This window comes from Streptomyces sp. NPDC101234 (assembly GCF_044767525.1).
Taxonomy (GTDB): domain Bacteria; phylum Actinomycetota; class Actinomycetes; order Streptomycetales; family Streptomycetaceae; genus Streptomyces; species Streptomyces sasae.
On sequence record NZ_JBIWOA010000013.1, the window covers coordinates 173,905 to 197,779 of the forward strand.

Consider the following 23,875-nt stretch of genomic DNA (forward strand, 5'->3'; position numbering starts at 1 on the left):
CCCCCGGATCACCGGGGGCGCGCACTACTGTTTCCTGCGTGACAGACAAGGACATATCCATGCCCCGACTGGACGGACGGGTCGAACGGGGCAACAGGACGCGCCAGTTGGTGCTGGACCGGACCGTCGGGATCGCGTCCGTCGAAGGGCTGGAGGCGTTGTCCGTAGGGCGGTTGGCGATGGAGCTGGGGCTGAGCAAGAGCGGTGTGTTCGCGCTCTTCGGGTCCAAGGAGGAACTGCAACTCGCCACCGTGCGGGAGGCGGGACGCATCTTCACCGAGCGGGTGGTCCGCCCGGTGATGACGCACCCTGCGGGGGTCCTGCGGGTATGGCGGCTGTGTGAGGGGTGGCTCGAATACTCCCGGGGGCGGGTCTTCCCGGGTGGCTGCTTCTTCTACGAGGTCATCGCCGAGTTCGACGCCCGCCCGGGGCCGGTGCACGACGCCGTGGTCAGGGCCCAGCGCGACTGGTCGGCGTATGTGGAGCGCACTGTCGCGGAGGCGCGTGCCGCGGGCGAGCTGCACGAGGACACCGATGTACCCCAACTCGCCTTCGAGCTCATCGCGTTGATGGAGACGGCCAACGGGGTCGCTGTACTGCACGCCGAGGAGACCGCGTACCGGCGGGCCCGGGTCGGGATCGCGGCACGGCTGCGGGCGGCGGCGGTCGATTTGGTTCCTGTCCCCCAAGTCCCATGATTTCCACGGCGAATTGTGATGGCCTGAACCGCCCCAAACAACTAGCACGATCGTTCGCATAGTTTTAGGATCGGGCCATGACTGTCACGGGAGCGGACATCGTCGAGCTGGACCGGATCGCCGTGCGTGAGGCGGTTCGGGTGGTGGATCTGGCGGGCGGCCAGGACTGGGAGCGGGACACGCCGTGTGCGGGGTGGACGCTGCGCCGGCTCGTGGCGCACATGGCGGCCCAGCACCACGGCTTCGCGGCCGCCGCACGGGGTGCGGGGGAGGGCGCCGCCCACTGGCGCGAGCCGGAGGACATGAGCGAGCCGGTACGGCTGCACCGGGCGGCCGCGGCGCAGGTACTCGGCGCGTTCGGCGAACCGGGCGTGGATGGACGGGAGTTCGCGCTGCCGGAGCTGGGCGGGACGTTTTCCGGGCGGCAGGCGATCAGCTTCCACTTCGTCGACTACGTGGTGCACGCCTGGGACGTCGCCGCCACGCTCGGAGTGGCGGTGGAGCTACCGGACGACGTGCTCGGTGCGGCGCTCGCCGTCGCCCGGCTGGTCCCGGCCGATCCGGCGCGGCGGGGGCCGGGCTTCGCCTTCGCGCCCGCGAGGGAGGTGCCCGCGGGGGCCGGGCCGCTGGAGGAGACGCTGCGGCTGCTGGGCAGGGACCCGGAGTGGCGGCCGCCCCGCGGGTGAGGGCGCCCTAGAGGTTGCCGAGGGGCTCGATGTCCACGTGCACGGGAGTGCCCCAGACCCGGAGCACCTCGTAGTCGGTGAACTCGTGGACGAGCCGGTAGGCCATCGCCGGCCGGGATCCGCGCCGCTGGGCGGCGATGTACAGCTCGGCCTCGCGCCGGTCGCGACGGGGCGTGCCGCACAGCTCCCATTCCCGGCCGTTCCACGCCTCCGGCAGCCAGCGCTGCTGCGGCTGCGGCCGGTCGGCCCGCACCCCGTAACGCGACATGGAGGGACTGACGGTCTCTCCCGGAACGGGCCGGGGCCCACCCGCGTACTCAGACCGCCGCGCGGCCCGCCGCCGCGTCTCGCAGAGCAGACACAGATCAGGGGCGCTCTCGTCCACGGGCCCCTGCGGATGCTCCGCGCACCTGGTGGTGGGGGCGGCCGCGCTGACGCTCTCCTCCAGCAGATCGAGGGCGCGCCGCAGGTCGTCCTTCACCTCGTGCAGCTTGGCGTCGGGTGTGTCACCGGTCAGGGCCTCCCCGTGCTCGCCGATGACACGGAGGGCACGGCCCAGAGCGGTGAGCTGGGAGTGGTTCATGTGAACCAGGGTTGCACAGGGCGCTGACAACGCCGCTGGAGAGTGATGTCAGGTGCTGCGACCGACCTTGAGTACACAGACCGTGACGGTGTCGCCGTCCGGCCGATACGGCACCCGCCAAGTGCCGATGCGCAGTCGGTAGTACCCGGACGTTCCGAGCGCACGAGCCGACTCCGGGCGGGGTCTTCGGCAAGCGCACGAACGGCTGCGGCAGTCGCCTTGGCACCTACGGGATCGATTGCCCGGAGCCGCCGGAACTCGTTCATGGCGTGGTGTTCCCACACCACCGCGTGGATCACGAAGCGGCCTCGCGGCGGTCCTCTTCCTCCAGCTGTGCCATGAACGCGTCGTGCGCCATCGAGGGTCCGGAGCGACTCGCCTCACGCGCACGCGCTTCAGCAATGTCGGTTTCGTCCCGGAGCCTCTGCAGTTCCTCAAGCTCGCTTATGGGGATGAGAGCGGCGGCGGGCTTGCCGTACTCGGTGATCAGGATGTGCTCCTGCCCGTGCCGGACCCGGCCGACAAGCTGACCGAGCTGGTTCCGGGCTTCCACAAGCGGATACGTCTCCATGAAAAAAGTGTACACACCTGCAGGTGTGTACAGTCGGACTGCGGAAGCCGTCATACAGGTGTCCTCTCTCGCCGTTCGTTCATCGCGCCACGGATCTCCGCGACGCGGGACCGGACCTCGGACGGTGACAGGGGCGTATTGGGGCTGCTGGGGGCGCGTTCGCCCCGGCATGCGCCGCAGATACCGCCCGGCAGGGCCTCCGGGCGGCCCGGGGTGCCGCACTTCGCGCACTCCAGGATCCGGAGCGGCGGGCGGGCAGGCGGGCGTACCGGCTCGGGAGGGAGCTTGTCGGTGAGGCGTTTGCGGAGGAGGGCGGCCGGGTGGTGGACGGGGGAGGGGAGACCGCTGGTCAGTGCGTGGAGTACGTACTCGTCGCTCGCACCCCGCGCGAACCACTCCGTCAGCAGCGGGGCGAGGGCGGCGCAGTCGGCCTGGGAGAGGGAGAGGGCCGGGGCGGTGCGGCCGAGGGCGGCCAGGAGGATGTGGGCGCGGGAGCGGGTGGGGCGGTCGCGGGGCGCGTCGGGCGGCTGCTCCGGCTCCGGTACGTCGCCTCGCGTGAACGCCGCCCACCAGTCATCGTCGCGTGCGGTTCGGGACCACCACGAACGGGTGATCCATCGTCGGCTGCCGGAGTCGACCAGATGTTCCCGGCCTCGCCTCAAGTGCCCTGCCGTCTGGAGCCCGTTGAGGGCGGTGCGGAGGGCGCACTGCCCGTACGGGAGGTGCTTGGCCAGCGTCTTCACGGAGATGTCGGCGCCCTCGGGGAGCCGGTCTACGTATGCGGCGATGGCGGCTTCGCGGGGTGGGAGGTGAGCGAAGTCGTGGGCGGTGCGTCGGTGTTGGTCCGGCGCGGACCGCTTTCCGTAGCCTGAGTTGGCCATCGGGTGCGGGGAGACGTGCGCGGGCGGGAGGGCAGCACTAAGCTGGCTGTCAGCCATGGGATCGCTTGTTCCGATCTTGTTGGTCAAGCCCCCGCAGGTGTTGGTAGCGCCTGGCGGGGGCTGTTTCGTTCGTTGTGCGGGCACGCCAGTCGATCGTGACTGTGCGTGGCAAGCCGAACGCGTCAAGTCAACACGCGGGGTGGGAGGGTGGGTTGAGGCCCTCCACCCATTCCCTGAAAAGAGGGCTCGGAGCTGGCGACTTGAGCTTCGGGTGCCCGCCGGGCCTACGACGTGACGACCAGGATGTTGTCGCCCGGCTGCACTCTGCTGTAGAGCCAGACGGCGTCCTTCGTGTTGAGGCCGATCCAGGCGTTGGTGTTCTTGGCGCAGCCGAGGGCGCCGACGTAGATGCTGGTCCGGTTGGTGTCGCGGAGTTCGACGACGTATGGATCGGACATGTCGCAGGCGGCGTCGGGGAGCAGGGAGATGGGGTCCCGTTTGATGTTGAGTTTTGCCGTGACGGTCATGACGCCGGCGGAGAGAAGGGTCGGGGAGCCGGCGGCGATGGGCACGGTCCGGCCGTCGATCGTCAGGGTGTGCTTCTCGAAGTCGACCGTGCCGATGATCGCGGTCGGGACGGCGGAGACGGAGGGCGAGGGGGAGCCGGAGGCCGAGGGGGAGGGTGTAGGGGAGGTGAGATGCGGGGTGGCGGCCGGGGGGCGGTGGTCGGGGCCGGTGTCGGTGCCTGTGTTCAGGGTCAGAGCGACGGCCGCCAGGGCCAGCGCCGCCGCGCCGGTGCCGAGCGCGAGGGTCGTGCGACGGCGGCGGGTGCGGCGGACGGCCAGGCCGCGGATCCCGGCGCCCGGAACGGTCGGTGGGGCCTCGTTCTGAGCGGCCAGCTCCCGGAGAGCGCGGGTCAGTTCATCGGACACGGCCGCTCTCCTTCCGTACCGGCTCGTCGGCCTCGTCCGGGCCCAGGTACCGCGCCAGGGCCGCCCGGCCCCGGGACAGCCGGGCCTTGACCGTGCCCACGGGCGCGCCGGTCTCGGAGGCTACCTGCTCGACGCTCAGGTCGCACAGATGGTGCAGGACGATCGCCAACCGCTGTGCATGGGGCAATTGCCGCAACGCGGCCACCAGCGCCGTGTGTTCGGGGCCGGGCCCCGGCGTCGACTCGGGCGGGACGTGCTTCCGCATCAACTCCAGCCAGCGCCGGGTGCGCCGCCAGCGGCTGACCGCCAGCCGTACGGCGACCGTGCGGATCCACGCCTCGGGGGCGTTGTCGGCCAGGAAGGACTTGCGCCGGTCCCAGGCGCGTACGAACGCCTCCTGCACCACGTCCTGGGCCTCGCCGTGGTCACCGGTGAAGGCGTAGAGCTGCCCGGTCAGACGGGGGAACGCGGCCGCGTAGAACGCGTCGAACTCGTCCTCGGTCATGCCCTCCGCCGGAGTCTCTCGTTTCCCGTGCAACCCACCCGCCCCACCCGTGCGTACAGGTCCCGTGGGCCGCACACGCGGCGTACATCGAAGCACACGCGAACACGTGCGACCGAAGGAGAAGACGATGCGGACGGGCTCCGGGATCCCTCATGACTTCGACGCGTACGCGCGCGACCGCTGGCCCCAACTCCTCGTCACCGCACGGTTGCTGACCGGTGATCTGCCCGCCGCGCGGGAGCTGGCGCTCGGCACGCTGGCACGGGTGTACGCGCGCTGGGGGCGCGTCCCGCGCAACGACGTGGACTTCCATGTACGGCGCCGGCTCGTCCGGACCTGGCTGCTGCGGCGGCGATGGCCGGGCCGCCGCCGGCGTGCCGCCCGGCAACGGACCGTGCTGGTGCTGCGGCACTGGGAGGCCGTGCCCGACAAGCAGATCGCCCAGCTGCTCGGCACCTCCGTGGGCGCGGTGCGCCACCTCGAACGGCGGGGCATGAAGGCGGTCGGGGTCGACGCCCGGCGGCTGCGCGAGGTGTATGCCGCCTGGGCCGGTGAGGTGCCCGATTCACCCTTCCCGCGGGAGGCGGTGCGGACGCGGGGGCGGACGCTGCGGCGCCGGCGGACCGCGGTGCTCGCGGCCGGGTGCGCCGCGCTGCTGGTGCCGTCGGCCTTCTTCGCCGTCGGCCTCGGCGGCGGGACCGGCGGCGCCGAGGCGTCGTCCGGTACGGCGGCGGGGCGGACGGCCGGCACGGTGCGGATCGTGGCCCCCGGCGAGCGGGTGGACGCGGCACCCGGCGTTCAGCTGTGGCTGACGGCGGACGGCAGCCACTGGTCGACGCCCCGGGAGAGCGACTTCTTCAGCGGGGTGGCCGACGATCCGCACGGCGGCCCCGGCGTGTCCTCCCAGCACACGGAGCCGGTGCACGGCCGGTACCTCGTGTCCGGGGTGTACTACGGCGTCGACGGTGACCCGGGACGCGTCGAGCTGGACACCGGTCACAGCGAGATCGCCGCCAATGTGCTCACTCTGGCGGGCAGCCCCGGCTGGGGCGCCTGGTACGCGAGCGTGCCGGTGTCCGGGCGGGACGCCAAGGCGATCCTCGCGGGGAGCACGGAGAGCGGCGCGGGCGGCGTCAAGGTGTACGACAGCGCGGGCGCCGTCCTCGCACGGCTGCGGTTCGGGGGGTGGCGGGCATGAGCACACCCACGACGGAGTCCGCTTCGGAGCCCGCGAAGGCCCCCTCGCCGCCCACGAGTTCGCGCCGCATACCGCTGCGCACCCGCCTGCGCCGCAACCGGGGCCGTATCGCGCGCCGTCTGCTGGCCGCCCTCCTTGCCCTCCTCGCCCTGCTGTGCGGAGCGGTCGTCGTCGCGTACCAGCTCACCGTCATCCCCAAGCCGCACCCGGAGACCGTCGTCCAGAGCACCGTCTTCCTCGACGAGAAGGGCTCCTACCTGGGCCGCCGGGGTCCGGTCGACCGCCAGGACGTACCGCTGTCGCGGGTGCCGCGGTATGTGCAGGACGCCGTGATCGCCGCGGAGAACCGGTCCTTCCGCACCGACTCCGGTGTCTCCCCGAAGGCCGTCGCCCGCGCCGTGGCGGCGGCGCTGACCGGTGGCGAGCGGCAGGGCGGCTCCACCATCACCCAGCAGTACGTCAAGAACGCACTGCTCAGCCCTCAGCAGACGCTGTCCCGCAAGGCGCGCGAGGCACTGATCGCGGTCAAACTGGACCGCACCCGCACCAAGAACGAGATCCTCGCGGGCTACCTCAACACCGTGTACTTCGGCCGGGGCGCCGCCGGTATCCAGTCCGCCGCCCGCAACTACTTCGACGTCGACACGAAGGACCTCACGGTAGGGCAGGGCGCCGCGCTCGCGGCCATCATCAACCTCCCGTCCTACTACGAGAAGGCGGGCTCCGACCCGAAGGTGACCGCGACCCTCCAGAACCGCTGGACCTGGGTCCTCGACGCGATGGCGGCGAGCGGGGACATCACCGCGAAACAGCGTGCCGAGGCCCGCTTCCCCGCGTTCCGCTTCTATCCGCCGGGCGCGACCGAGGGCCAGCGGCAGTATCTGATCGACGTCGCCGCGAAGGAGGCCGCCGACCGGCTCGGCATCACCGAGGACCAACTGGCGCGCGGTGGCTACACGGTGAGGACCACCTTCGACCTCACCCTCCAGGACTCCGCGGTCGCACTGGTCAAGGGAAACAAGGCCACGGTCAAGGGGGTACAGCTGCACACCGCGATCGTCGGCATCAAGCCCGGCGACGGCGCGGTGCGCGTGCTCTACGGCGGCTCCGACTACGCCCGGCAGCCCTTCAACGACGCGGTGAGCGGGGCGGTGGAGGCGGGCAAGGCGTTGGATCCGCTGGCGAAGTTCCGGTTCGCCGGGCCGCTTGCGAAGCTGCCGAAGACGGCGGCACCGACACCGCTGAAGCTCACGTCGGCGTACGCGGCGGTCGCGGCCGACGGTATGTACGCGGCGCCGTACACCGTCACCCGCATCACCCGCGCCGGCCGGACCGTCTACTCCACCCACCCCGACCGCGAACGGGTCCTGCCCGAGGAGACGGCCCGCGTGGTCGCCGAGCCGGTCCCCGGCGGCTTCGCCGCCACGCCGGTCGCGGGCCCCGCGGCCAACCTGTTCACGGCGGGCGCGGGCGGCGGCATCACACGCCGCACGGTGTGGACGGTCGCCTACGACGACCGGCTGGCCCTGACGGTCTCCCTCTTCGCCGACAAACCCGGCAAGAAGAAGAACACGACGGTGCCCGCGCAGCTGCCGACATCTCCCGCGCCGACAGGGGTCGCCGAGCAGACGGCGAGTCAGCTGTGGGAGCGCTTGACGTGATCGACGAAGGCGGCCCAGGCGGAGGGGTGGAACGCGAGCGTCGGACCGTGGGGGGCGGTTTTGGAGTCGCGGACGGGGGTGAGGGCGGGGTGGTCGACGGCAACTTCGAGGCAGTCGCCGCCGCTGCCGCCGCTGTACGTCGATTTGCGCCAGCGGGCCACTTCGAGGCAGTTGTCGCCGCCAGCGCTGTAGCTGGACTTGTGCCATACGGCCGTGCTCAGGTCGTAGTCAGGGATGCTCCTCATGGCTGTAATCCTCGGCCAACGCCTCGACCAAAGCTAGGGACTTCCCTTGTGGGAGAGCGGAGGCCACGAGGAGGTCGAACACGAACCTCACTTCGGCGACGGTGGCTGGGTCGTCCTCCAGCCGCCGGTTGCGTACACCCTCGAAGTAGACCAGCGGAGGGGCGCCCGCGAACTCCATCAGCTTCAGCGCGCCCTGCAGTGCCGCGTGCCCGCCCGCACTGAACGGCAACACCTGCATGATGATCCGGCCTCGGCGAGCCAGAGTGGCGACGTGCTGCAGTGCCTCCGCCACGACCGCCCGGCCACCGGTCTCCCGACGCAACGCAGCCTCGTCAAGCACCGCCCACAACAACGGCTCTGTTGGATGGTCGAGCAGGCGGGTCCGCTCCATCCGGCCCTCCACCCACTCCTCGATGGTCTCCTTCGGTGTCGTCGGGCCGTATGCGCGGTTCACGGCCCGTGCGTACTCGGCCGTTTGGAGCAGCCCGGGGATCAGAAGCGGTGTGTACTCCCTGATCGCCGTTGCCTGAGCCTCTGCCTCGGCTACGTCCGCGAAGTGTTCCTCATACTTCGACTTGGCCGCCGCCATGCAGTTCCGCGTGAAGAAGCCCCCTGTCTCCAGGACTTCGTCCAGCAACCGCGCGTACTCCGGCTGCATCCGCCGCGTCCCCGCCTCCAACTGCCCGATGAACGAACCGCTCACGAACACCAGCTGACCCAACTCCGCCTGGCTCAGCCCCTTCCGCTCCCGCGCATGCCGTAACTCCGCCCCCAACAACGCGCGCGGAGATGACGACGGGTCCAGGTCCCTCGGTCCTGCCATGCGCACGCCCCTGTCCAACAGACGGTGTTGTTGGGATGTCGTATCTAGCCAGGTTAGAGGCGTCGCGAACACGCTGTGTGGCGAGTCGGAAACTCAGTGTGGAGGTGTAAGGCCTTGCAGTCGACCGAAGAAGTGGTGGAGTCGTTGCGGCTGGCTCTGAGGGGCGTCGGTGTCGTACTGCCGTCGCTCTGCGTCGATCCGGTGACCGGGGCGAGCGACGAGCGCTTCGCTCTGGTGGAGTTGGGGCGTTGCAACGTCCGGGTCGCGGAGCGGCTGGCCTCCGTGATCCGTGGGGAACGGCCGCCGTTCGGGACGTATGTGACCGACGTACGGGACGGGCGGATCGGCGAGGTGAGGGGGCATGAGGGCGGCCGTGTGCAGGTGCGGCCCCTTGCCGGCGGGCGGGAGTGGGACTGTCCGGTGGAGTCGCTGGAGCCGGCGCCTCCGGAGGAGGTGCTGCGCGCACAGGTGCGGCGGGCCAACAGGGCGCGGAGGCTGCCTTGTTGAGGGCGGCCGTGCCGGGCATGGCTGAGAACCGCCTGAGTTTCCCGCAATATTGCTGACAATTTTGTGAACCAGTGCTGCACTGGGGCCCGTTGTCACGAGCCGCCTACACGAGAGACGGAAGTGAAGCGAGTGAAGCGCAGAACTGTGGTCATGGGGCTCACCGCGGCCGCCGCGGTCCCGGCCGTCGGGTTCGCGACGGGCGCGCAGGCCGCGACCCGGGCGAAGGAGGGCACGGCGGGCACCGGCTCCGCCCTGGTCTTCGACCCGACCGCCTACACCGAGCTGACCACCAGCATCACCGACACCGAGGGCACCGCCCACGACGTCACGTACCACTTCTACAAGGTCACCAGTTACGTGGCGAACCCGGTGGACGTCACGTACCAGGGGCTCAACGTCAGTGTCCCGGTCTCCGTCGACGGGACCGCCGTCGACGCGACCCACGCACCGATCCTCATGGCCAACAACGTCGGCGGCTACATGCCCTCGTCGGTGGCGAGCGCGACCGGTGTCGGAGGTGGGGGCGGTGCCGGCGGGCCGGGCGGGCCGGGTGGACCGGGCGGGCCCGGCGGTGGGGACAGCGGGCCGAACCGTACGCAGCTGGCGCTGCTCGCCGGGTACGTCATCGTCGAGCCGGGCGCCCGCGGTCGTACCCTCGTCGACTCGTCCGGCGTCTACTACGGCTGCGCGCCCGCGGCGATCGTCGACCTCAAGGCGGCCGTGCGGTACGTGAAGTTCAACCGGGGGCTGATACCGGGCGACGCGGACCGGATCGTCACGGCCGGGACGAGCGCCGGTGGCGCGCTCTCCGCGCTGCTCGGCTCCTCCGGCGACAGCCCCCTGTACGCGGAGGAACTGGCGGCGCTCGGCGCGGCCGACACGAGCGACGCGGTGTTCGCCAGCGGCGACTGGTGCCCGATCACCGACCTCGAACACTCCGACATGTCCTACGAGTGGTGCTGGGGCGGCAACCCGCTCGCCGACGGTACGACGGTCGACGCGACCGTATCCGCCGACCTGAAGGCGCAGTTCACCGGCTATCTCGCCGGCCTGCGGCTGACCGCGCCCGGCTTCGGGCGGCTGACCGACCGCAACCTCGACGCGTACCTGCTGAAGACCCATCTGCAGCCGTCGGCCACCGCCTACCTGGCCGCCCTGTCGGACACCGACCGGGACACCTATCTGGCCGCGAACACCTTCATCACCTGGGACGGCACGAACGCCACTTTCTCCTGGGCGGACTTCCTCACCCACGTCGGCGCCCGCAAGAAGAGCGCACCCGCCTTCGACGCCTTCGACCTGTCGACCCCGGAGTGCAACGAGTTCGGCACCGGCACCACCGCCGTCCGCCACTTCACCCTCTACAGCCTGCGGCACGCGGAGGGCGACAGCGCGCGCCTCGACGGCGACATCCCGAAGAAGCTCGACCAGATGAACGCGATGTACCACGTGGCCGGGCAGGCCAACCCGAACCGCGCCAGGCACTGGTGGATCCGCCTCGGCACGAAGGACAGCGACACCTCGCTCACCGTCGCCGCCAACCTCGCCGCCAGGCTGAAGAACCTCGGCGACGACGTGGACATCAAGTACTACTGGGACGCCGGGCACGGCGCCGACGAAGACCCCGGGGACTTCATCACCTGGATCGGCGAAGTGACGAGCCGTCGCCGACAGAATCGCCGTCGAAGCTGAGGTACGTGGCCAGGAAGCCGACGGCGTAGCCGGTCAGCAGACCGCCCGCGTAGATCGCCGTCGCGAGGGCCGGGCCCCTGTTTCCCGTGAGGAGCGGGAACAGGGCCCAGCCCGACGGGCCGATCGCCGTCGCGCCCACCCGGTCGCCGAGCACCGCGAAGAACCCCACGAAGGCCCCGCCGGCCGCCCCGCCCGCGCAGGCGGTGAGGAAGGGGCGGCCCAACGGCAGGGACACCCCGTAGATCAGGGGTTCGCCCACACCCAGCAGGCCCGCCGGGAGCGCCGACTTGATCGTCGTACGGAGCGAGGTGTCGTGGCGGAGGCGGACGTAGACGGCGAGGGCGGCCCCGACCTGGCCCGCGCCCGCCATGGCGAGGAGGGGGAGCAGCACGGTGTAGCCCTGCTGCTGGATGAGGGTGGTGTGGATGGGGATCAGGGCCTGGTGGAGGCCGAGCATGACGAGGGGGAGGAAGAGCCCGCCGAGGACGAGCCCCGCGAGCGGTCCCGTGGTGACCAGGAGCCAGTTCGCGGCGGTGCCGATGGCGGTGGAGACGAGACCGGCGGCGTACATGAGGCCGTAGAGCGTGGCCAGTCCGGCGACCAGGACGGTGACGGTGGGGGTGAGGAGGACGTCGAGGGTGTCGGGGACCCGGCCTCGGCACCATCGCTCGACACGGACCGCGAGCAGCGCCGCCGCCAGTGCGCCCAGCACCCCGCCCTGGCCGGGGGAGAGCGCGACCCCGAAGGCGGTGACCTTCGCGACCCCCGGATAGACGACGATCGCCGCGACCGCACCGCCGAGCACCGGGGTCCCGCCGAACACCTTCGCCGTGTTGTAGCCGACGAAGACGCTGATCAGGGCCATGAAGCCGGAGGCGATGGCGGCGAGGGCCGGGGTGAGCCAGGGCAGCCAGCCGGCGTTGACGAGCAGCCCGCCCAGCCCGGCCAGGATTCCGCAGCCGATCAGGGCGGGGATGAGCGGGACGAAGACGTCGGCGATGCGGCGGAGGGCGGTCTTGAGGGGAGTCGCGTTGCGCCGGGACCGCTCCGCCCGCAACTCGGCCCCACGGGCGGCGAGCCGCTCGGCGGACAGCGCATCGGGGGAGAGCGGATCGGCGGGCAGCGGAGGGGCGGAGAACGGATCGGTGGGCAGCGCATCGGGGGACAGCAGCTGTTCGAACTCCGCGGTCACGGCCACCACGGCCCCGGGCCCGATGACGATCTGGAGGGTGTCCCCGTCGGTCACCACCCCGAGCACCCCCGGCACCGCCCGCACCGCCTCCTCGTCCACCGTCGACCGGTCGGCGATCCCCAGCCGGAGTCGGGTCATGCAGTGGGCGACGGAGGTGATGTTCGCGGGCCCGCCGAGCAGGGGCAGGAGCGCGGCGGCGGTGTCGTACGGCGATCTCTGCACTCCCCGAGCGTGCGGGTCAGCCGGCCGCGGCGGTGAGCGCCGCGCGCAGATGGCCGCGGGACTCCTCCAGAAGGCGGGCGGCGGAGGGTCCGTCGACTCCGGCGAGGACCACCAGGATGGCGTTCTTCACCTCGCCGCCGGTGGCGGTGAGAGCCGCCTCGATCTCCTCGTCCGACGCGCCCGTGGCGAGGGCGACGATGCGCCGGGAGCGGGCCCGGAGCTTGTCGTTCGACGCACGCACGTCGACCATCAGGTTCCCGTAGGTCTTGCCGAGCCGGATCATCGTGATCGTCGACAGCATGTTGAGGACGAGCTTCTGGGCGGTGCCGGCCTTGAGCCGGGTGGACCCGGTGAGCAGTTCGGGCCCGACGACCACCTCGATGCCGTGCTCGGCGGCGGCCGCGAGGGCGCTGCCCGCGTTGCAGGACAGGCCGACGGTCAGGGCGCCGAGGGCGCGGGCGTGCTCGACGGCGGCGACGGCGTAGGGGGTGCGGCCGGACGCGGAGACGCCGACGACGGTGTCAGCGGCACGGATCCCGAGTCCGTTCAGGTCCTTCCGGGCCAGTTCGGCCGAGTCCTCGGCGCCTTCCACCGACGTCACCATGGCCCGCGGCCCGCCCGCGATGACACCGACGACCTGCCCCGGGTCGGTGTTGAAGGTGGGCGGACACTCGGAGGCGTCCAGGATCCCGAGCCGCCCGGCCGTCCCGGCACCGGCGTAGACCAGCCGGCCGCCACGGGCCATACGGGCGGCGACGGCGTCGATGGCGGCGGAGATCTCGGGAAGCCGCAGAGCGACAGCGGCGGCGACTTCGGCGTCCTCGCCGTTCATCAGACGGGCGATGTCGAGGGTCGGGAGCGTGTCGATCTCGGCGAGCTCGGGCCGGAAGGCCTCGGTGGTGAGCGTCTCGAGTTCGGTGCGGAGGGTGCGGTGTTGTTCGGTGGTCATGGCAGGACAGCTCTTTCTGACTAACGCTAGGTCAACCAACCAGGGGCGCGGGGCTGTGCTGAATTTGCGGCTACCGCCGCGTGGGCGCGACAAGCCACAACCCACCCGCAGCCGCCACACAACCCGCACCTCTACGGTCTATCGGGGCAAATTCCGGTGCCGATGAGCCAACGCCTCATAAGACGCCGCCAACGCAGGAGCCGCCGCCTCATAAGTCCGCTGCGCCACCCCGACGAACAGGCAGTCCACGACCAGCAACTGCCCGGTCCGGGAGGACATCGCGGCCGGCCGCAACTCGCTCTCCCGCGCGGTCGAGGTCGTCAGCACATGATCCGCGTACTGCGTCACCGAGGAATCCGGCCGCCCGGTGATCGCCACGGTCGTGGCCCCCCGCTCGAACGCGACCCGCAACGGCTCTATGACATCCCCGGTGGACCCGGAGTGCGTGATCGCGATCGCCACGTCCCCGGCCCGCAACTGCACCGCGTTGGTGACCGCCAGATGCGGATCGCTGTGCGCGTGGGCTATCAGCCCTATCCGCAGCAGCTTCTGGGTGAGGTCCTGGGCGACCAGCCCGGACGCCCCGATGCCGTACACGTCCGTCCGCCGCGCCCCGGCGAGCGCGCTGACGGCCGCCCCCAACTGCGCCGTGTCGAGGCCGGCGGCCGTGTCCGCGAGGGTCTGCTGCTCGTCGTAGGCGAGTTTCGCGACGACGTCGGCGATCGGATCGTCGACGGCGATGTCGGTGGTGATGGCGGGCGCCCGCCCCGACTGCTGCTGCGCGGCGAGCCCGGCGAGGGCGAGCCGCAGGTCGCGGTAGCCGGGGTAGCCGAGCAGCCGGGCGGTGCGTACGACGGTCGCCTCGCTCGTGCCCGTGAGCTCCGCGAGGCCGGTGACCGTGAGGGCGGCGCAGCCGGCGGGGTCGCCCGCGACCGCCTCGGCGACGCGCTGCATCGAGCGGGTCATCGAGGGCGCGAGGGTACGCACCTTGGCCGCGAGGGCGGCCGGAGCCGGCGGCGCGCTCCTCCGCACGCCTCCCGAGCCTTTGCCGTCGCCGTGGCCGTTTCCGTTTCCGAAAATTTCCTTCATCTTCTCGGTCACCCTTGAAAGATATTTTCGGGTCGGTGTCCCGGTCAAGACCGCGCACAATGGGACCATGGACCCAAGCCCCTTGGAACAGGCGTTGCACGCCGCCCGCGCCCTCGTGCTCGCCGATCTGGTCGCGGGCGAGGTCGCCGAGGCGGATGTGGTCTCGCTGGTCGAGGACTCCGTCGTACAGCGCAGATGGTGGGTCCAGCAGTGGCCGGACGGGGCGGAGTACGTGGCGGGGCTGGTGGCCCAGGACGTACAGGACGCGCTGCTGGAGCGGTACGGCCGCTGGCCGCTGTGCCCGGTGTGCGAGGCCGGGGACCCGCACGCGCTGGATGTCGAACCGGAACTCGGCCCGGACCCGTACTGGGTGTGCCACAAGGCGGGCGTGAAGGTCGCCTCCGTCGGCTCCCTGGGCCTGGCCACCGGAGGCGGGATGTCGTCCTCGTGACCGTGTACATCGACCCACCGAACTGGCCGGGCCACGGCCGGATGTGGTCCCACCTGGTCAGCGACGTCTCCTACGCCGAACTGCACGTCTTCGCGGAGGAGTTGGCCGTCCCGCGCCGCGCCTTCGAACGCGACCACTACGACATCCCGTCGCACCGCTACGCGGACGCGGTGCGGGCCGGTGCCGTGGAGGTCAGCAGCCGTGAGGTGGTACGGCTGCTGCACGGGGCGGGACTGCGCAGACGCAAGAGCGACGTGGCGCGGTAACGCCTTCTACCGTCCCCGGAGTTCGAAGGCGATGCCTTCCTCGTCCTCGCTCACCTTGGTGAAGCCGGCGCGGGACAGGACCGCCTGGGAGGGCGTGTTGGCGGGGTCGGTGGTGGCGAACAGGGAGCGTACGTCGTCGCGGGCCAGGGCCCAGTCGGCCAGGGCGCGGAGCGCCTCCGTCGCGTAGCCGTTGCCGCGGGCGGCCTCCGTGAGGTCGTAGCCGATCTCCACCCGGCCCTCCTCGTCCGGGGCGGAGTGGAAGCCCATGCCGCCGATCGCCCGGCCGTCCGCCCGGCGGACCAGGGCGAAGACGCCGAACTCCGGCCGGTGCACGCCCCCTTCGTACGCCTTCAGCATGAAGCCGGCGGCGTCCCGGGTGCCCTCGTACGGGCCGCCGTCGATCCACTCGAAGCCGCCGTCGCCGCCGACGCGCAGGTCACGGGCCTCGGCCGGGCGGATGCCGACGAGGTCGAGACGTTCGGCGGGTATGACGAGGTTGTTGTACCAGCCCCAGTCGGTGACCGGGGCGCGGCCGGGCAGCTCGCCGCGGCCGGTGGCCCACAGCAGGGTCGGCCAGGCGGCCGGGCGCGGCTGGACGTGCGGGAAGATCCAGGTCAGGACGGACTCGGCGAGTTCCTCGGCGGGCCGGTAGCGGACGCCCAGGCCCTCCGTCACATCGTGGGTGTGCAGCAGTACTTCGGCGACGGCCATCGCGGCGAAGCCCGCGCGGTCGGCGCTCCCGAAGCGCTGGGGATGGAAGGCACGGACTCCCGGCGGGGTGGCGCGGAGGGTGGCCGCCAGAAGCGCTCCGGTCGCCTCGACCACGTCCAGCAGGCCGTGGTTGTCGGTGCCCTCGGCGAGGCTGACGCGCAGCGGGAGACGGCCGTCCAGGACCCGTCCGGCGAGGCGGGAGGAGTAGCCGATGAAGGACTCGGTGATGTGGAACGCCGTGGTGCGGCAGCTCCACTCCAGCCGTCCGGCCGTGACCCCCTCCCAGTCCCGGTCCGCCGCCGGTCGCAGTACTGCAAGAGAGCCCGCGACAGCCTGGTTCACATCATCCGCGTCTACCGGTCGCATGGGCGCACCCTAGGACGCCGGATCCGTCGCGGTCGACAGCATTTCCAGCTCCGCGGCGAGGTTGTAGCGGGCGGTCGGCTCCCACTCGGTGCGGCCGTGCGGAGTTCTGAACAGCTGGGGCAGCGCGAGGAGTTGCCGGAGGATCGCGGAACGGCCCTCGCGGAAGGCGTCGTTGGGCACGAAGTGGTACTCCTCGCGCACGGCGGCGGTGTAGGCGGCGTACGCGGACGGCGGGGCGGCGAGGATCGCGAGGTCGGCGTCGCACAGGACCTCGCCGTTGCGGTCGCCGTCGGCCGGGTCGTGGGTGACGGTGAGCCGGACCAGCCGGGCGACTTCCGCGGTGTTCTTCGCGGAGATCCCCGCCTCGGGGAGGGCGCGTTCGGCGAGGCGGGCCGAGCGCTCCTCGTTCGTCGAGCGGTCCGGAAGGTAGACGGCGTCATGGAACCAGGCGGCGAGCCGGACCAGTTCCGGGTCGGCCGCGTACTCCTCCAGTACGTCGATGTGGTCGAGGACCGCGGTGAGATGGGCGAGCGTGTGGTACCGGCGCTGGGGCTCCTGCCAGCGGCGCAGCAGTTCGTCCGCGTAGCGGTAGGGGTCGGGGCCGCTGGAGTCGTCGTCCCGCGCCATGAGGAGGGCGCGGCGCCAGCGGGAGCGGAGATCGTCGAGATCGGCCATGAGTTCATTCTCCCGCGCACCACCGACATCGCCCCTAGCGTGGCAGGCATGACTGCTGCTGACGCTGCACGCGACCCCCTGCTGCCCGGACGTCTCCTCACCGTCGAGCGCGATGCGCTGATCCCGCTCCTCCGCTCCAGGCCGGACGCGGACTTCGCGCTGCCCACCGCCGCGTGTCCGGGGTGGTCGGTGCGGGATGTGCTCGCGCACTGCTCGGCCGCGCTGATCCGGGTGGTGGAGAGCCGTTTCGAGCCGGGGGTGTTCTCGCCCGAGTCGAACGACCGGGACATCGCCGAGCGCGCCGACTGGGCGAACGCGCGGGTCGTGGACGAACTGGAGCGCGGGATGACCGAGGCCGGGGAGGTGATCGCGGGGCGTGCGGACGGGCTCCTGGACCGGATAGCCCTGGGGGAGTGGGTGCACGCCGGTGACGTCCGCGACACGCTCGGCGAGCCGGGGGCATACACGGGCGCGGGTCTGCCCCACGCGCTCTCGCTGCTGGCCCGGGTGACCCGCGAGCGAGGGCACCTGCGGTTGCAGGCCGATCTGGATGACGCGGACGAGCCGCTGCAGCTGGGCGTGTCGAGCGGGACACGGACACCGGCCCGTTTCCTCGGGGACGCGGCGACGCTCGTACGGCTGTACACCGGGCGGTCGGCCGACGGGGTGCCGTACGAGCTGACGGGGGCGGAGGTGAGGGAGCTGAATCTGTACGGGTGAGCGGCCGGGGGCGGTCTCGCGGCCTCGCACGGTCGGCACGTACCCTGGGATTGGACTAGACCTCCTGTAGCCGCTCCAGGGGAACACCGACGGAAGGGGTCCTATGAGCACGCGTGCAGTCCTGGAGGTGATCGCCCTCGACGCCGGGGACGCGGTCGCCGCCCAGGCCGGAGGCGCGGACCGCCTCGAACTGGTCACCGACATGGCGGCCGACGGCCTGACCCCGCCGACCCGGACCTTCACCGCGATCCGGGCCGCCGTCGACATCGACCTGCGCGTGATGCTGCGGCTGGCGGACGGGTTCGCGGCGGGCGACGTCGACCGCCTGGTGGGGGCGGCCGGGGAGCTGCGGGCGGCCGGGGCCGACCAGTTCGTGCTCGGATTCCTCGACGCGGCGGGCGGGGTGGACCTGACCGCGGTGGAGCGGGTGGTGGAGGTGCTGGAGGGCTGCCGCTGGACCTTCCACCGGGCCATCGACCGGGCCGCCGACCGGGACGCGCTGCGCAAGGAACTCGCCGACCTGCCGGGCCTGGACACCTACCTCACGGCGGGCGCCGCGGAGGGCGTGGACGAGGGCTTCCCCACGCTGCGGGCGGAGGCGCGCCGGGGCGGGGAGCCGGGGTACGGGCAGACGATCCTGGTGGGCGGAGGGCTACGGCTCGATCATGTGCCCGAGCTCCGGGCGGCGGGCATCGGCGCGTTCCACATCGGCGGCGCGGCGAGGCCGGGTGGCTGGGCCGGCCCGGTGTCGGCGGAGGCGGTACAGGAATGGCGCCAAGTCCTGGACCGACCGTGAGCGGTCCCGCCCAGGGGCGCTGGGGGTACCCCCGGCCGAAGGCCGGGGGAGGAACTGCGCGACAAGCCCCGATGCACCCGCACCCGGCGACGATCCGCACGGCACCCCACCGGCCGTGGTCACCCCCGCCGTCCCCGGTCCGGACAGCCGCCCGGGACCGGAGGGGCGACGCGGCCGACCGCGAACGGCCGCGTGCTTCTCCACCCCGGGTTCCACCCGTGGGTCCAGGCGTCGCGGGCCCTGCGACAGCAGGCTTGGGGGCATGACAACGACCGAGTGGATCACCGACATCGCTCTCATCCTCGTCGTCTTCCGGCAGCTGCGGGAAGGCCGGCTGGACCTCAGGACCTTCCTGATCCCGCTGGGGATCGTGGCCTACGTGGCCCACACGTACCTGGACTCCGTTCCCACCGGGGGCAACGACCTGATACTGGTCGGCACGCTCATGGGCGCGGGCGCCGTACTCGGCATCGCCGGCGGCGTCTACACCCGGGTCAGGACCGCGGGCGAGCACATCCTGATCAAGGCGGGCGCGGTCTCCGCGATCCTGTGGGTGCTCGGCATGGGCGCCCGGATGGGCTTCCAGCTGTGGACCGAGCACGGCGGCGCCGACGACGTCGCCCGGTTCAGCCTCGCCCACCACATCACCAGCGACCAGGCATGGGTGGCGGCCTTCGTCCTGATGGCGCTCACCGAGGTCGTCACCCGGCTGGCCACGATCTTCGTCCGTAGCCGGATGCTGACCGCCGGGCAGCCCGCCCCTGCCGCGAACCGTGTCGCGGTCCGACCGTGAGCTATGGTCTGGCCGTGCCCACCGCCGAGACCGCCTCCTCCCCCGGACAGGTCCCGCCCCCATCGGCCGCGCCCCGGCCGATCCCGGGCCAGGACCCCCGGGCGCAGTGGGCCCTGACCGTGGCGGTCATCGTCAGCGGGGCCCTGACGATCCAGCCGATGGGCGTCAGCGGGCGGGGGCTGGTGGTCGCGGTCCTGTTCGTACTGAACTGCGCGGCGCTGCTGGCCCGGGGCCTGCCCCTGGGCAAGGTCCCGCCGCGTGCCGCCGTCGCCTGGCTGGCGCTGGGCATTCTCGCGGCGGCCGCGCTGATCGGCGTCAGCCGCAGCGGAACGGCTTACCTCTTCGCCTTCTTCCTCTCCGGGCACATCGGATACCGGCTGCCGGCCAGACAGGCCCTCGTCCTGGCGCTGGCCTGCAGCCTGCTCTGCGGCGGCGTCCTGTACTTCCATGTCGGACCCGGTCACCACCTGCTGCCCTGGGCCGTCGGACTCACCACCGGCGCACCGGTCCTGATCGGGATGCTCAACCGCGTCCAGCACCAGGCCGTGGACGCCGCGCTGTCGGCGGCCGAGAGCGCGGAGCGCGCCGCCCGGGCCGAGGCGCAGGCCGCCGTGCTCACCGAACGCGCCCGGATCGCCCGGGACGTGCACGACGTCCTGGCACACACGCTGGCCGGGATCAACATGCAGCTGGAACTGGCCGACGCGCTGCTCGACACCGGCGACCTGGAGAAGGTCAGGGCGGTCAACGACAAGGCCCACAGCCTCGTCAAGGAGAGCCTGAAGCAGGCGCAGTGGACCGTCCACGCACTCCGCGAGGACTCGCTGCCGCTGGTGGAGACCCTCACCGCGATGCTGGAGTCGTCCGGCCACCGCGACGCCCTGACCGTCCGCGGCACCCCCGTGGAGGTACCGGCCCGGGTGACCCAGAACCTGCTGCGGATCGCCCAGGAATCCCTGACCAACGCCGCGCGGCACGCCCCGGGCGGTGCGGTGCGGGTGGAGCTGGCCTTCGCGGCCTCCTCGACGGCGCTGACGATCCGCAACCGGCACGCCACCCGTACGGTGAACGCGGGGGGCGGCAGCGGAATGGGGCTGATCGGAATGCGCGAACGCGTCGCCCTGCTGGGCGGCACCCTCACCGCCGGACCGGTCACCGAGGGACCGGACCAGGGCGGCTGGCAAGTGGAGGCAGTGATCCCGCGATGAGTGAACCCACCGAGAGCTCCCGGCCGTTGCGCGTGGTCGTCGCCGACGACCAGGCCGCCGTCCGCGAACCGCTCGCCGCGGTACTGGGTCTGGCCGAGGACATCGACGTCGTCGCGGCGGCCGCGGACGGCAACGGCGTACTGGACGCGGTCGCCGCCCATCCGGTGGACGTCGTGCTGATGGACCTGCGGATGCCCGTGCTCGACGGAATCGAGACCACCCGCAGGCTGAGCGACGAACACCCCGGGGTGGCCGTCGTCGTGCTCACCACGTTCGCCGACGACGACTCGATCCTGGCAGCCCTCAGCGCGGGCGCCCGCGGCTATCTGACGAAGAACGCCGGACGCCAGGACATCGTCCGCGCGATCCGCGCCGCCGCCGCGGGCCAGTCCGTCCTGGACCGCGAGGTCCAGGACCGGCTGCTGGCCACCGTCCGCGCCAGGCCGACGGCGTCCGGACAGCAGCTGCCCGCGGATCTCACGCCCCGCGAACGCGAAGTGCTCACCCTGATCGGCCAGGGTCTGCCCAACCGCGCGATCGCCGAGAAGCTCTTCGTGAGCGAGGCGACCGTCAAGACGCACATCAACAACCTCTTCGCCAAGGCCGACATCCGGGACCGGGCCGACGCCGTGCGCCGCGCCATCGCGGCCGGCCTGGCCTGACCTCCCGGCCCCGCGGGGCGGCCGCACAGCAGGTGGCGGCCGCCGTCCACGTCGAGCGTCCGGCCGGTGGCGAGACGGGCGCCGCCGGTGGCAAGGAAGAAGACCGGCCCGACGCACTCCACCTCGCCGGCATCCTCATCCGGACCCGCCGCCGGCCGAGGAGTGTCAGGGGATCGGTTCAGGTCAGCTGCGGCGGCAAGGGGGCCCCGTGAGTGACGATCAGGCCGGACACCGCTCGCGTCAGCGACACGTACAGCCGTCGTAGCCCGGTCCGTTCGTCCGGTTCGCCGTCGACCACCGCCTGGGGCTCGTCGAGGACCACGTAGTCGTACTCCAGGCCCTTGGCGAGCGAGGCCGGGACCAGGGTGAGGCGGGTTTCGGCCGTGGTCTCCTCGCCGGGGGCAAGGTAGCCGATCCCCGCATCCGTGAGCGCTTCGGCCAGCTCGGGTACGCGGGCGTCCGCCGCGATCAGGCCCGTCGAACCCTCGTTGCGCAGCAACTCCTCGCAGGCGGCGATCACTTCGGCGGTGTCCTCGGCCGTACGGACCTCGAAGAAGCCGGGGTTCTCACGGACCGAGGCGACCGGGGTGAGACCGGGGGCGATGTGGGGGAGGAGCCGGGAGGCGTAGGTGATGACGTCCGTCGGGACGCGGAAACCGGCCGTCAGTTCCTCGATCACACCGTCCGACTTGCCGAGGTGGGCCAGCGCCTCGTCCCAACTCCGCGTCGCCCAGGGCGTGGTGCCCTGCGCCAGGTCGCCGAGGACGGTCGCCGAACCGGTGGTGCAGCGGCGGCCGACCGCGCGGTACTGCATGGGGGACAGGTCCTGCGCCTCGTCGAGGACCACATGGCCGAGGGAGTGCGTGCGCTGGACGAGATCCGTCGTCTCGTCGATCAACACGGCGTCCGCGGCCGACCACTTGGCCGACTTCACGCTGCGCACCGGCTTCGCCCACACGATCGTCTTCTGCTCGTCCTCGTCGAGGATCCCGGCGGCGTGCTCCGCGAGGAAGTCCGCGTCCGTCAGCAGGCGCAGCACCAGCTTCGCCGGGTCGACCGGCGGCCAGACCTGCTTGACGACCGCCTTCACCGCCGCGTTGCGCGCCACCGAGTCCTGCACCCGGTCGTCCGGCGCCTCTCCCGAACGCTCCATCTGGACCAGCACGGCGTGTGCGATGCGCTGCGGCAGGGCCTCGCGCGCGGCGCCGTACCGGATGCCGCGGTCCAGCAACTCCCGGACGATGGCTTCCAGTTCGTACGCCGGGACGCGCCAGCGACGGGAGCCGCGGACCACCACGACCGGCTCGGTGGGCAGGGTGACATGCGCGTACACGGCCCTGCGCAGCACCTCCGCCATCCGTGCGTCGCCCTTGATGACCGCGGCCGGCGCGTCGTCGGTGCCGCGTACCTCGACGCCGGTCGCCACCAGGTCGTCCACCGTCGCCTGCTGCACGGTCAACTCGCCCAGCGCCGGCAGCACCTGCTCGATGTAGTGGAGGAAGGACCGGTTCGGGCCGATGACCAGGGTGCCGGTGCGGGCCAGCCGCTCCCGGTGGGCGTAGAGGAGGTAGGCCACCCGGTGCAGGCCGACCGCGGTCTTTCCGGTCCCCGGGCCACCCTGTACGCACACGGTCCCGCCGAGCCCGCTGCGCACGATCTCGTCCTGCTCGGGCTGGATGGTCGCCACGATGTCCCGCATCGGACCGACGCGCGGCCGCTCGATCTCCTGCTGGAGCAGCTTGCTGGTACGGGCCGCCTCCGCGGGGTCGGACAGGTGCTCGTCCTCGTACGCCGTGATGTCGCCGCGCGTGTACCCGAAGCGGCGGCGCAGCGCGATGTCCATCGGGTCCTTCTTGGACGCCCGGTAGAACGGCTGCGAGACCGGCGCCCGCCAGTCGATGACCATCGGGTCGCCGTCGTGGTCGTGCACATGTCGGCGCCCGATGTAGAAACGCTCCCCGTCCGCGCCCTCGGCCCGGTCGGCGCCGGGGGCGTGCAGGTAGTCGAGGCGGCCGAAGAAGAGAGGCGTGTCGCTGAGGTCGGCCAGCGCCTTGATGCGCTCGTCGATCTGGCGGGCCAGGACCTCGGCGTTGACCCAGTTCGCGGTGACGTTGCTGATGTCCAGCGACTCGACGTCCTCGCGCATGGCGCGCAGCGCGGAGCGGGAGGACGCGAGGTGGGAGCGCTCGCGGGAGAGGGGGTCGTCGGCGGGTGCGGTGTGCGGGTCCGTGAGCGGGTCGTGGGCGGGCGTGGACAAGGGGGTGCCTCCGAAGGCCTGCGGGTGGTCGGCGCTCAGGTGTGGATGGCGCACGGGTGGCGATCAGCCGACCGGTTTCCGTCCGGGCGGCGGCACTCCGGGGGGCGGAGGCGGGCAAGAGCGGAGAGTCTAGTGAGACGGGGCCGGGGAGGCCAATGGATTTTCCCCCGGTCGGCCGTCGGCCGGCTTCCGTGCCGTGCCCCCTAGGGGGAGTGTCACCCTGGAGGGCGGTCTGAGGTAGGGGGCAAGGTCCATCCGAGGGTGTACGGGCGGATGCCGGAAATTGGACCCGTGGACCGATGCCGTCCTTATGCCCGAAGTTCCACCATTGAGGCATGAGCGCAGCAACCATCACACCAGCCCCCAGCCGCCCCCCGGGCGCCACAGCCGTGGACGGCGTTCCCACCCACCGCCTGGGCGACGCCCTGCGTGCCGTCAAGGTCTTCGTCGGCGCGGCGATCAGTGTCGTCCTGCTCGGCGAATACGGCGAGGAAACAGGCATACGCCGTAAGTGACAGCATAGGGTCACCTGCGTG

Annotated in this window: 28 protein-coding genes; 14 read left to right on the top strand and 14 right to left on the bottom strand. The window is 71.9% G+C overall.

Annotated features, from left to right (window positions below):
- The first annotated feature begins 53 nt into the window (after positions 1 to 53).
- Complete coding sequence (locus tag ACIRR9_RS24525; RefSeq protein ID WP_403755728.1) at positions 54 to 698, top strand: TetR/AcrR family transcriptional regulator; 645 nt, start codon at positions 54 to 56, stop codon at positions 696 to 698.
- A gap of 77 nt (positions 699 to 775) precedes the next feature.
- On the top strand, positions 776 to 1,384 hold the full coding sequence (locus tag ACIRR9_RS24530) for a TIGR03086 family metal-binding protein (RefSeq protein WP_403755457.1): 609 nt from the start codon (positions 776 to 778) through the stop codon (positions 1,382 to 1,384).
- A 7-nt stretch (positions 1,385 to 1,391) separates the two neighbouring features.
- On the opposite strand, the gene ACIRR9_RS24535 is transcribed toward ACIRR9_RS24530, so the two are convergent.
- The 6 genes from ACIRR9_RS24535 to ACIRR9_RS24560 all read right to left on the bottom strand — a co-directional run bounded on the left by ACIRR9_RS24535 (position 1,392) and on the right by ACIRR9_RS24560 (position 4,856).
- On the bottom strand, positions 1,392 to 1,967 hold the full coding sequence (locus tag ACIRR9_RS24535) for a hypothetical protein (protein ID WP_403755459.1): 576 nt from the start codon (positions 1,965 to 1,967) through the stop codon (positions 1,392 to 1,394).
- Between the two features lie 48 nt (positions 1,968 to 2,015).
- Complete coding sequence (locus tag ACIRR9_RS24540) at positions 2,016 to 2,357, bottom strand: type II toxin-antitoxin system RelE/ParE family toxin (RefSeq protein ID WP_403755731.1); 342 nt, start codon at positions 2,355 to 2,357, stop codon at positions 2,016 to 2,018.
- The gene (locus ACIRR9_RS24545) at positions 2,263 to 2,538 is read right to left on the bottom strand and encodes a type II toxin-antitoxin system Phd/YefM family antitoxin (RefSeq protein WP_403755462.1); all 276 of its coding nucleotides are present in this window, start codon (positions 2,536 to 2,538) and stop codon (positions 2,263 to 2,265) included. Before ACIRR9_RS24545 ends, ACIRR9_RS24540 begins: the two co-directional genes overlap by 95 nt.
- A 50-nt stretch (positions 2,539 to 2,588) precedes the next feature.
- Entirely contained in the window at positions 2,589 to 3,476 is an 888-nt protein-coding gene (locus ACIRR9_RS24550; protein ID WP_403755465.1) for a hypothetical protein, read from the bottom strand.
- A 227-nt stretch (positions 3,477 to 3,703) separates the two neighbouring features.
- Entirely contained in the window at positions 3,704 to 4,351 is a 648-nt protein-coding gene (locus tag ACIRR9_RS24555) for a hypothetical protein (protein ID WP_403755468.1), read from the bottom strand.
- A complete protein-coding gene (locus ACIRR9_RS24560) occupies positions 4,341 to 4,856 on the bottom strand; it encodes a SigE family RNA polymerase sigma factor (RefSeq protein ID WP_403755471.1) in 516 nt (171 codons plus the stop codon). Before ACIRR9_RS24560 ends, ACIRR9_RS24555 begins: the two co-directional genes overlap by 11 nt.
- Positions 4,857 to 4,983: 127 nt before the next feature.
- On the opposite strand from ACIRR9_RS24560, the gene ACIRR9_RS24565 reads away from it, so the two are divergent.
- Both ACIRR9_RS24565 and ACIRR9_RS24570 read left to right on the top strand, forming a co-directional pair.
- Positions 4,984 to 6,054, top strand: a complete 1,071-nt coding sequence (locus ACIRR9_RS24565) for a sigma factor-like helix-turn-helix DNA-binding protein (protein ID WP_403755474.1) — start codon at positions 4,984 to 4,986, stop codon at positions 6,052 to 6,054.
- Entirely contained in the window at positions 6,051 to 7,715 is a 1,665-nt protein-coding gene (locus tag ACIRR9_RS24570; RefSeq protein ID WP_403755477.1) for a transglycosylase domain-containing protein, read from the top strand. The genes ACIRR9_RS24565 and ACIRR9_RS24570 overlap by 4 nt, the downstream gene beginning before the upstream one ends.
- Here ACIRR9_RS24570 and ACIRR9_RS24575 read toward each other — a convergent pair.
- Together ACIRR9_RS24575 and ACIRR9_RS24580 are read right to left on the bottom strand one after the other, a co-directional pair.
- On the bottom strand, positions 7,691 to 7,960 hold the full coding sequence (locus ACIRR9_RS24575) for a DUF397 domain-containing protein (RefSeq protein WP_403755480.1): 270 nt from the start codon (positions 7,958 to 7,960) through the stop codon (positions 7,691 to 7,693). The two genes, ACIRR9_RS24570 and ACIRR9_RS24575, sit on opposite strands and share 25 nt — an antisense overlap.
- On the bottom strand, positions 7,944 to 8,783 hold the full coding sequence (locus tag ACIRR9_RS24580) for a helix-turn-helix domain-containing protein (RefSeq protein WP_403755734.1): 840 nt from the start codon (positions 8,781 to 8,783) through the stop codon (positions 7,944 to 7,946). The genes ACIRR9_RS24575 and ACIRR9_RS24580 overlap by 17 nt, the downstream gene beginning before the upstream one ends.
- Before the next feature lie 114 nt (positions 8,784 to 8,897).
- Between ACIRR9_RS24580 and ACIRR9_RS24585 the strand changes: the two genes are divergently transcribed.
- Positions 8,898 to 9,290 (top strand): hypothetical protein, encoded by a 393-nt coding sequence (locus ACIRR9_RS24585; protein ID WP_403755483.1) that lies wholly within the window; start codon positions 8,898 to 8,900, stop codon positions 9,288 to 9,290.
- Between the two features lie 150 nt (positions 9,291 to 9,440).
- Positions 9,441 to 10,982, top strand: a complete 1,542-nt coding sequence (locus ACIRR9_RS24590; protein WP_403755736.1) for a subtype B tannase — start codon at positions 9,441 to 9,443, stop codon at positions 10,980 to 10,982.
- On the opposite strand, the gene ACIRR9_RS24595 is transcribed toward ACIRR9_RS24590, so the two are convergent.
- The 3 genes from ACIRR9_RS24595 to ACIRR9_RS24605 form a co-directional block, all read right to left on the bottom strand.
- Complete coding sequence (locus ACIRR9_RS24595; RefSeq protein ID WP_403755486.1) at positions 10,927 to 12,396, bottom strand: PTS transporter subunit EIIC; 1,470 nt, start codon at positions 12,394 to 12,396, stop codon at positions 10,927 to 10,929. The genes ACIRR9_RS24590 and ACIRR9_RS24595 overlap by 56 nt on opposite strands.
- A 16-nt stretch (positions 12,397 to 12,412) precedes the next feature.
- Entirely contained in the window at positions 12,413 to 13,345 is a 933-nt protein-coding gene (gene murQ / locus ACIRR9_RS24600) for an N-acetylmuramic acid 6-phosphate etherase (RefSeq protein ID WP_403755489.1), read from the bottom strand.
- 138 nt (positions 13,346 to 13,483) lie between these two features.
- Entirely contained in the window at positions 13,484 to 14,446 is a 963-nt protein-coding gene (locus ACIRR9_RS24605; protein WP_403755492.1) for a MurR/RpiR family transcriptional regulator, read from the bottom strand.
- A 55-nt stretch (positions 14,447 to 14,501) separates the two neighbouring features.
- Here ACIRR9_RS24605 and ACIRR9_RS24610 point away from each other — a divergent pair, with 55 nt between their 5' ends.
- Positions 14,502 to 14,885, top strand: a complete 384-nt coding sequence (locus tag ACIRR9_RS24610; protein WP_403755495.1) for a hypothetical protein — start codon at positions 14,502 to 14,504, stop codon at positions 14,883 to 14,885.
- The gene (locus ACIRR9_RS24615) at positions 14,882 to 15,151 is read left to right on the top strand and encodes a DUF4031 domain-containing protein (protein ID WP_123976096.1); all 270 of its coding nucleotides are present in this window, start codon (positions 14,882 to 14,884) and stop codon (positions 15,149 to 15,151) included. Before ACIRR9_RS24610 ends, ACIRR9_RS24615 begins: the two co-directional genes overlap by 4 nt.
- Before the next feature lie 6 nt (positions 15,152 to 15,157).
- Here the strand turns inward: ACIRR9_RS24615 and ACIRR9_RS24620 are convergent, their stop codons facing one another.
- Positions 15,158 to 16,204 (bottom strand): GNAT family N-acetyltransferase, encoded by a 1,047-nt coding sequence (locus tag ACIRR9_RS24620; protein WP_403755739.1) that lies wholly within the window; start codon positions 16,202 to 16,204, stop codon positions 15,158 to 15,160.
- 33 nt (positions 16,205 to 16,237) lie between these two features.
- The gene (locus ACIRR9_RS24625; RefSeq protein ID WP_403755499.1) at positions 16,238 to 16,903 is read right to left on the bottom strand and encodes a hypothetical protein; all 666 of its coding nucleotides are present in this window, start codon (positions 16,901 to 16,903) and stop codon (positions 16,238 to 16,240) included.
- Between the two features lie 48 nt (positions 16,904 to 16,951).
- Here ACIRR9_RS24625 and ACIRR9_RS24630 point away from each other — a divergent pair, with 48 nt between their 5' ends.
- The 5 genes from ACIRR9_RS24630 to ACIRR9_RS24650 all read left to right on the top strand — a co-directional run bounded on the left by ACIRR9_RS24630 (position 16,952) and on the right by ACIRR9_RS24650 (position 21,082).
- The gene (locus ACIRR9_RS24630) at positions 16,952 to 17,623 is read left to right on the top strand and encodes a maleylpyruvate isomerase family mycothiol-dependent enzyme (RefSeq protein ID WP_403755502.1); all 672 of its coding nucleotides are present in this window, start codon (positions 16,952 to 16,954) and stop codon (positions 17,621 to 17,623) included.
- A 103-nt stretch (positions 17,624 to 17,726) separates the two neighbouring features.
- Positions 17,727 to 18,419: a copper homeostasis protein CutC gene (locus ACIRR9_RS24635; protein WP_403755505.1), complete on the top strand. Its 693-nt coding sequence runs from the start codon at positions 17,727 to 17,729 to the stop codon at positions 18,417 to 18,419.
- A gap of 262 nt (positions 18,420 to 18,681) precedes the next feature.
- A complete protein-coding gene (locus ACIRR9_RS24640) occupies positions 18,682 to 19,212 on the top strand; it encodes a hypothetical protein (RefSeq protein WP_403755508.1) in 531 nt (176 codons plus the stop codon).
- Positions 19,213 to 19,370: 158 nt separating this feature from the next.
- Positions 19,371 to 20,420, top strand: coding sequence for a sensor histidine kinase (locus ACIRR9_RS24645; RefSeq protein WP_403755742.1), 1,050 nt, complete (start codon positions 19,371 to 19,373; stop codon positions 20,418 to 20,420).
- Positions 20,417 to 21,082, top strand: coding sequence for a response regulator (locus tag ACIRR9_RS24650; RefSeq protein WP_403755511.1), 666 nt, complete (start codon positions 20,417 to 20,419; stop codon positions 21,080 to 21,082). The genes ACIRR9_RS24645 and ACIRR9_RS24650 overlap by 4 nt, the downstream gene beginning before the upstream one ends.
- A 178-nt stretch (positions 21,083 to 21,260) precedes the next feature.
- Here ACIRR9_RS24650 and ACIRR9_RS24655 read toward each other — a convergent pair whose 3' ends face one another.
- On the bottom strand, positions 21,261 to 23,339 hold the full coding sequence (locus tag ACIRR9_RS24655) for a HelD family protein (protein ID WP_403755514.1): 2,079 nt from the start codon (positions 23,337 to 23,339) through the stop codon (positions 21,261 to 21,263).
- A gap of 335 nt (positions 23,340 to 23,674) precedes the next feature.
- On the opposite strand from ACIRR9_RS24655, the gene ACIRR9_RS24660 reads away from it, so the two are divergent.
- Positions 23,675 to 23,854 (top strand): hypothetical protein, encoded by a 180-nt coding sequence (locus tag ACIRR9_RS24660; protein ID WP_403755517.1) that lies wholly within the window; start codon positions 23,675 to 23,677, stop codon positions 23,852 to 23,854.
- The last annotated feature ends 21 nt before the right edge of the window (positions 23,855 to 23,875 follow it).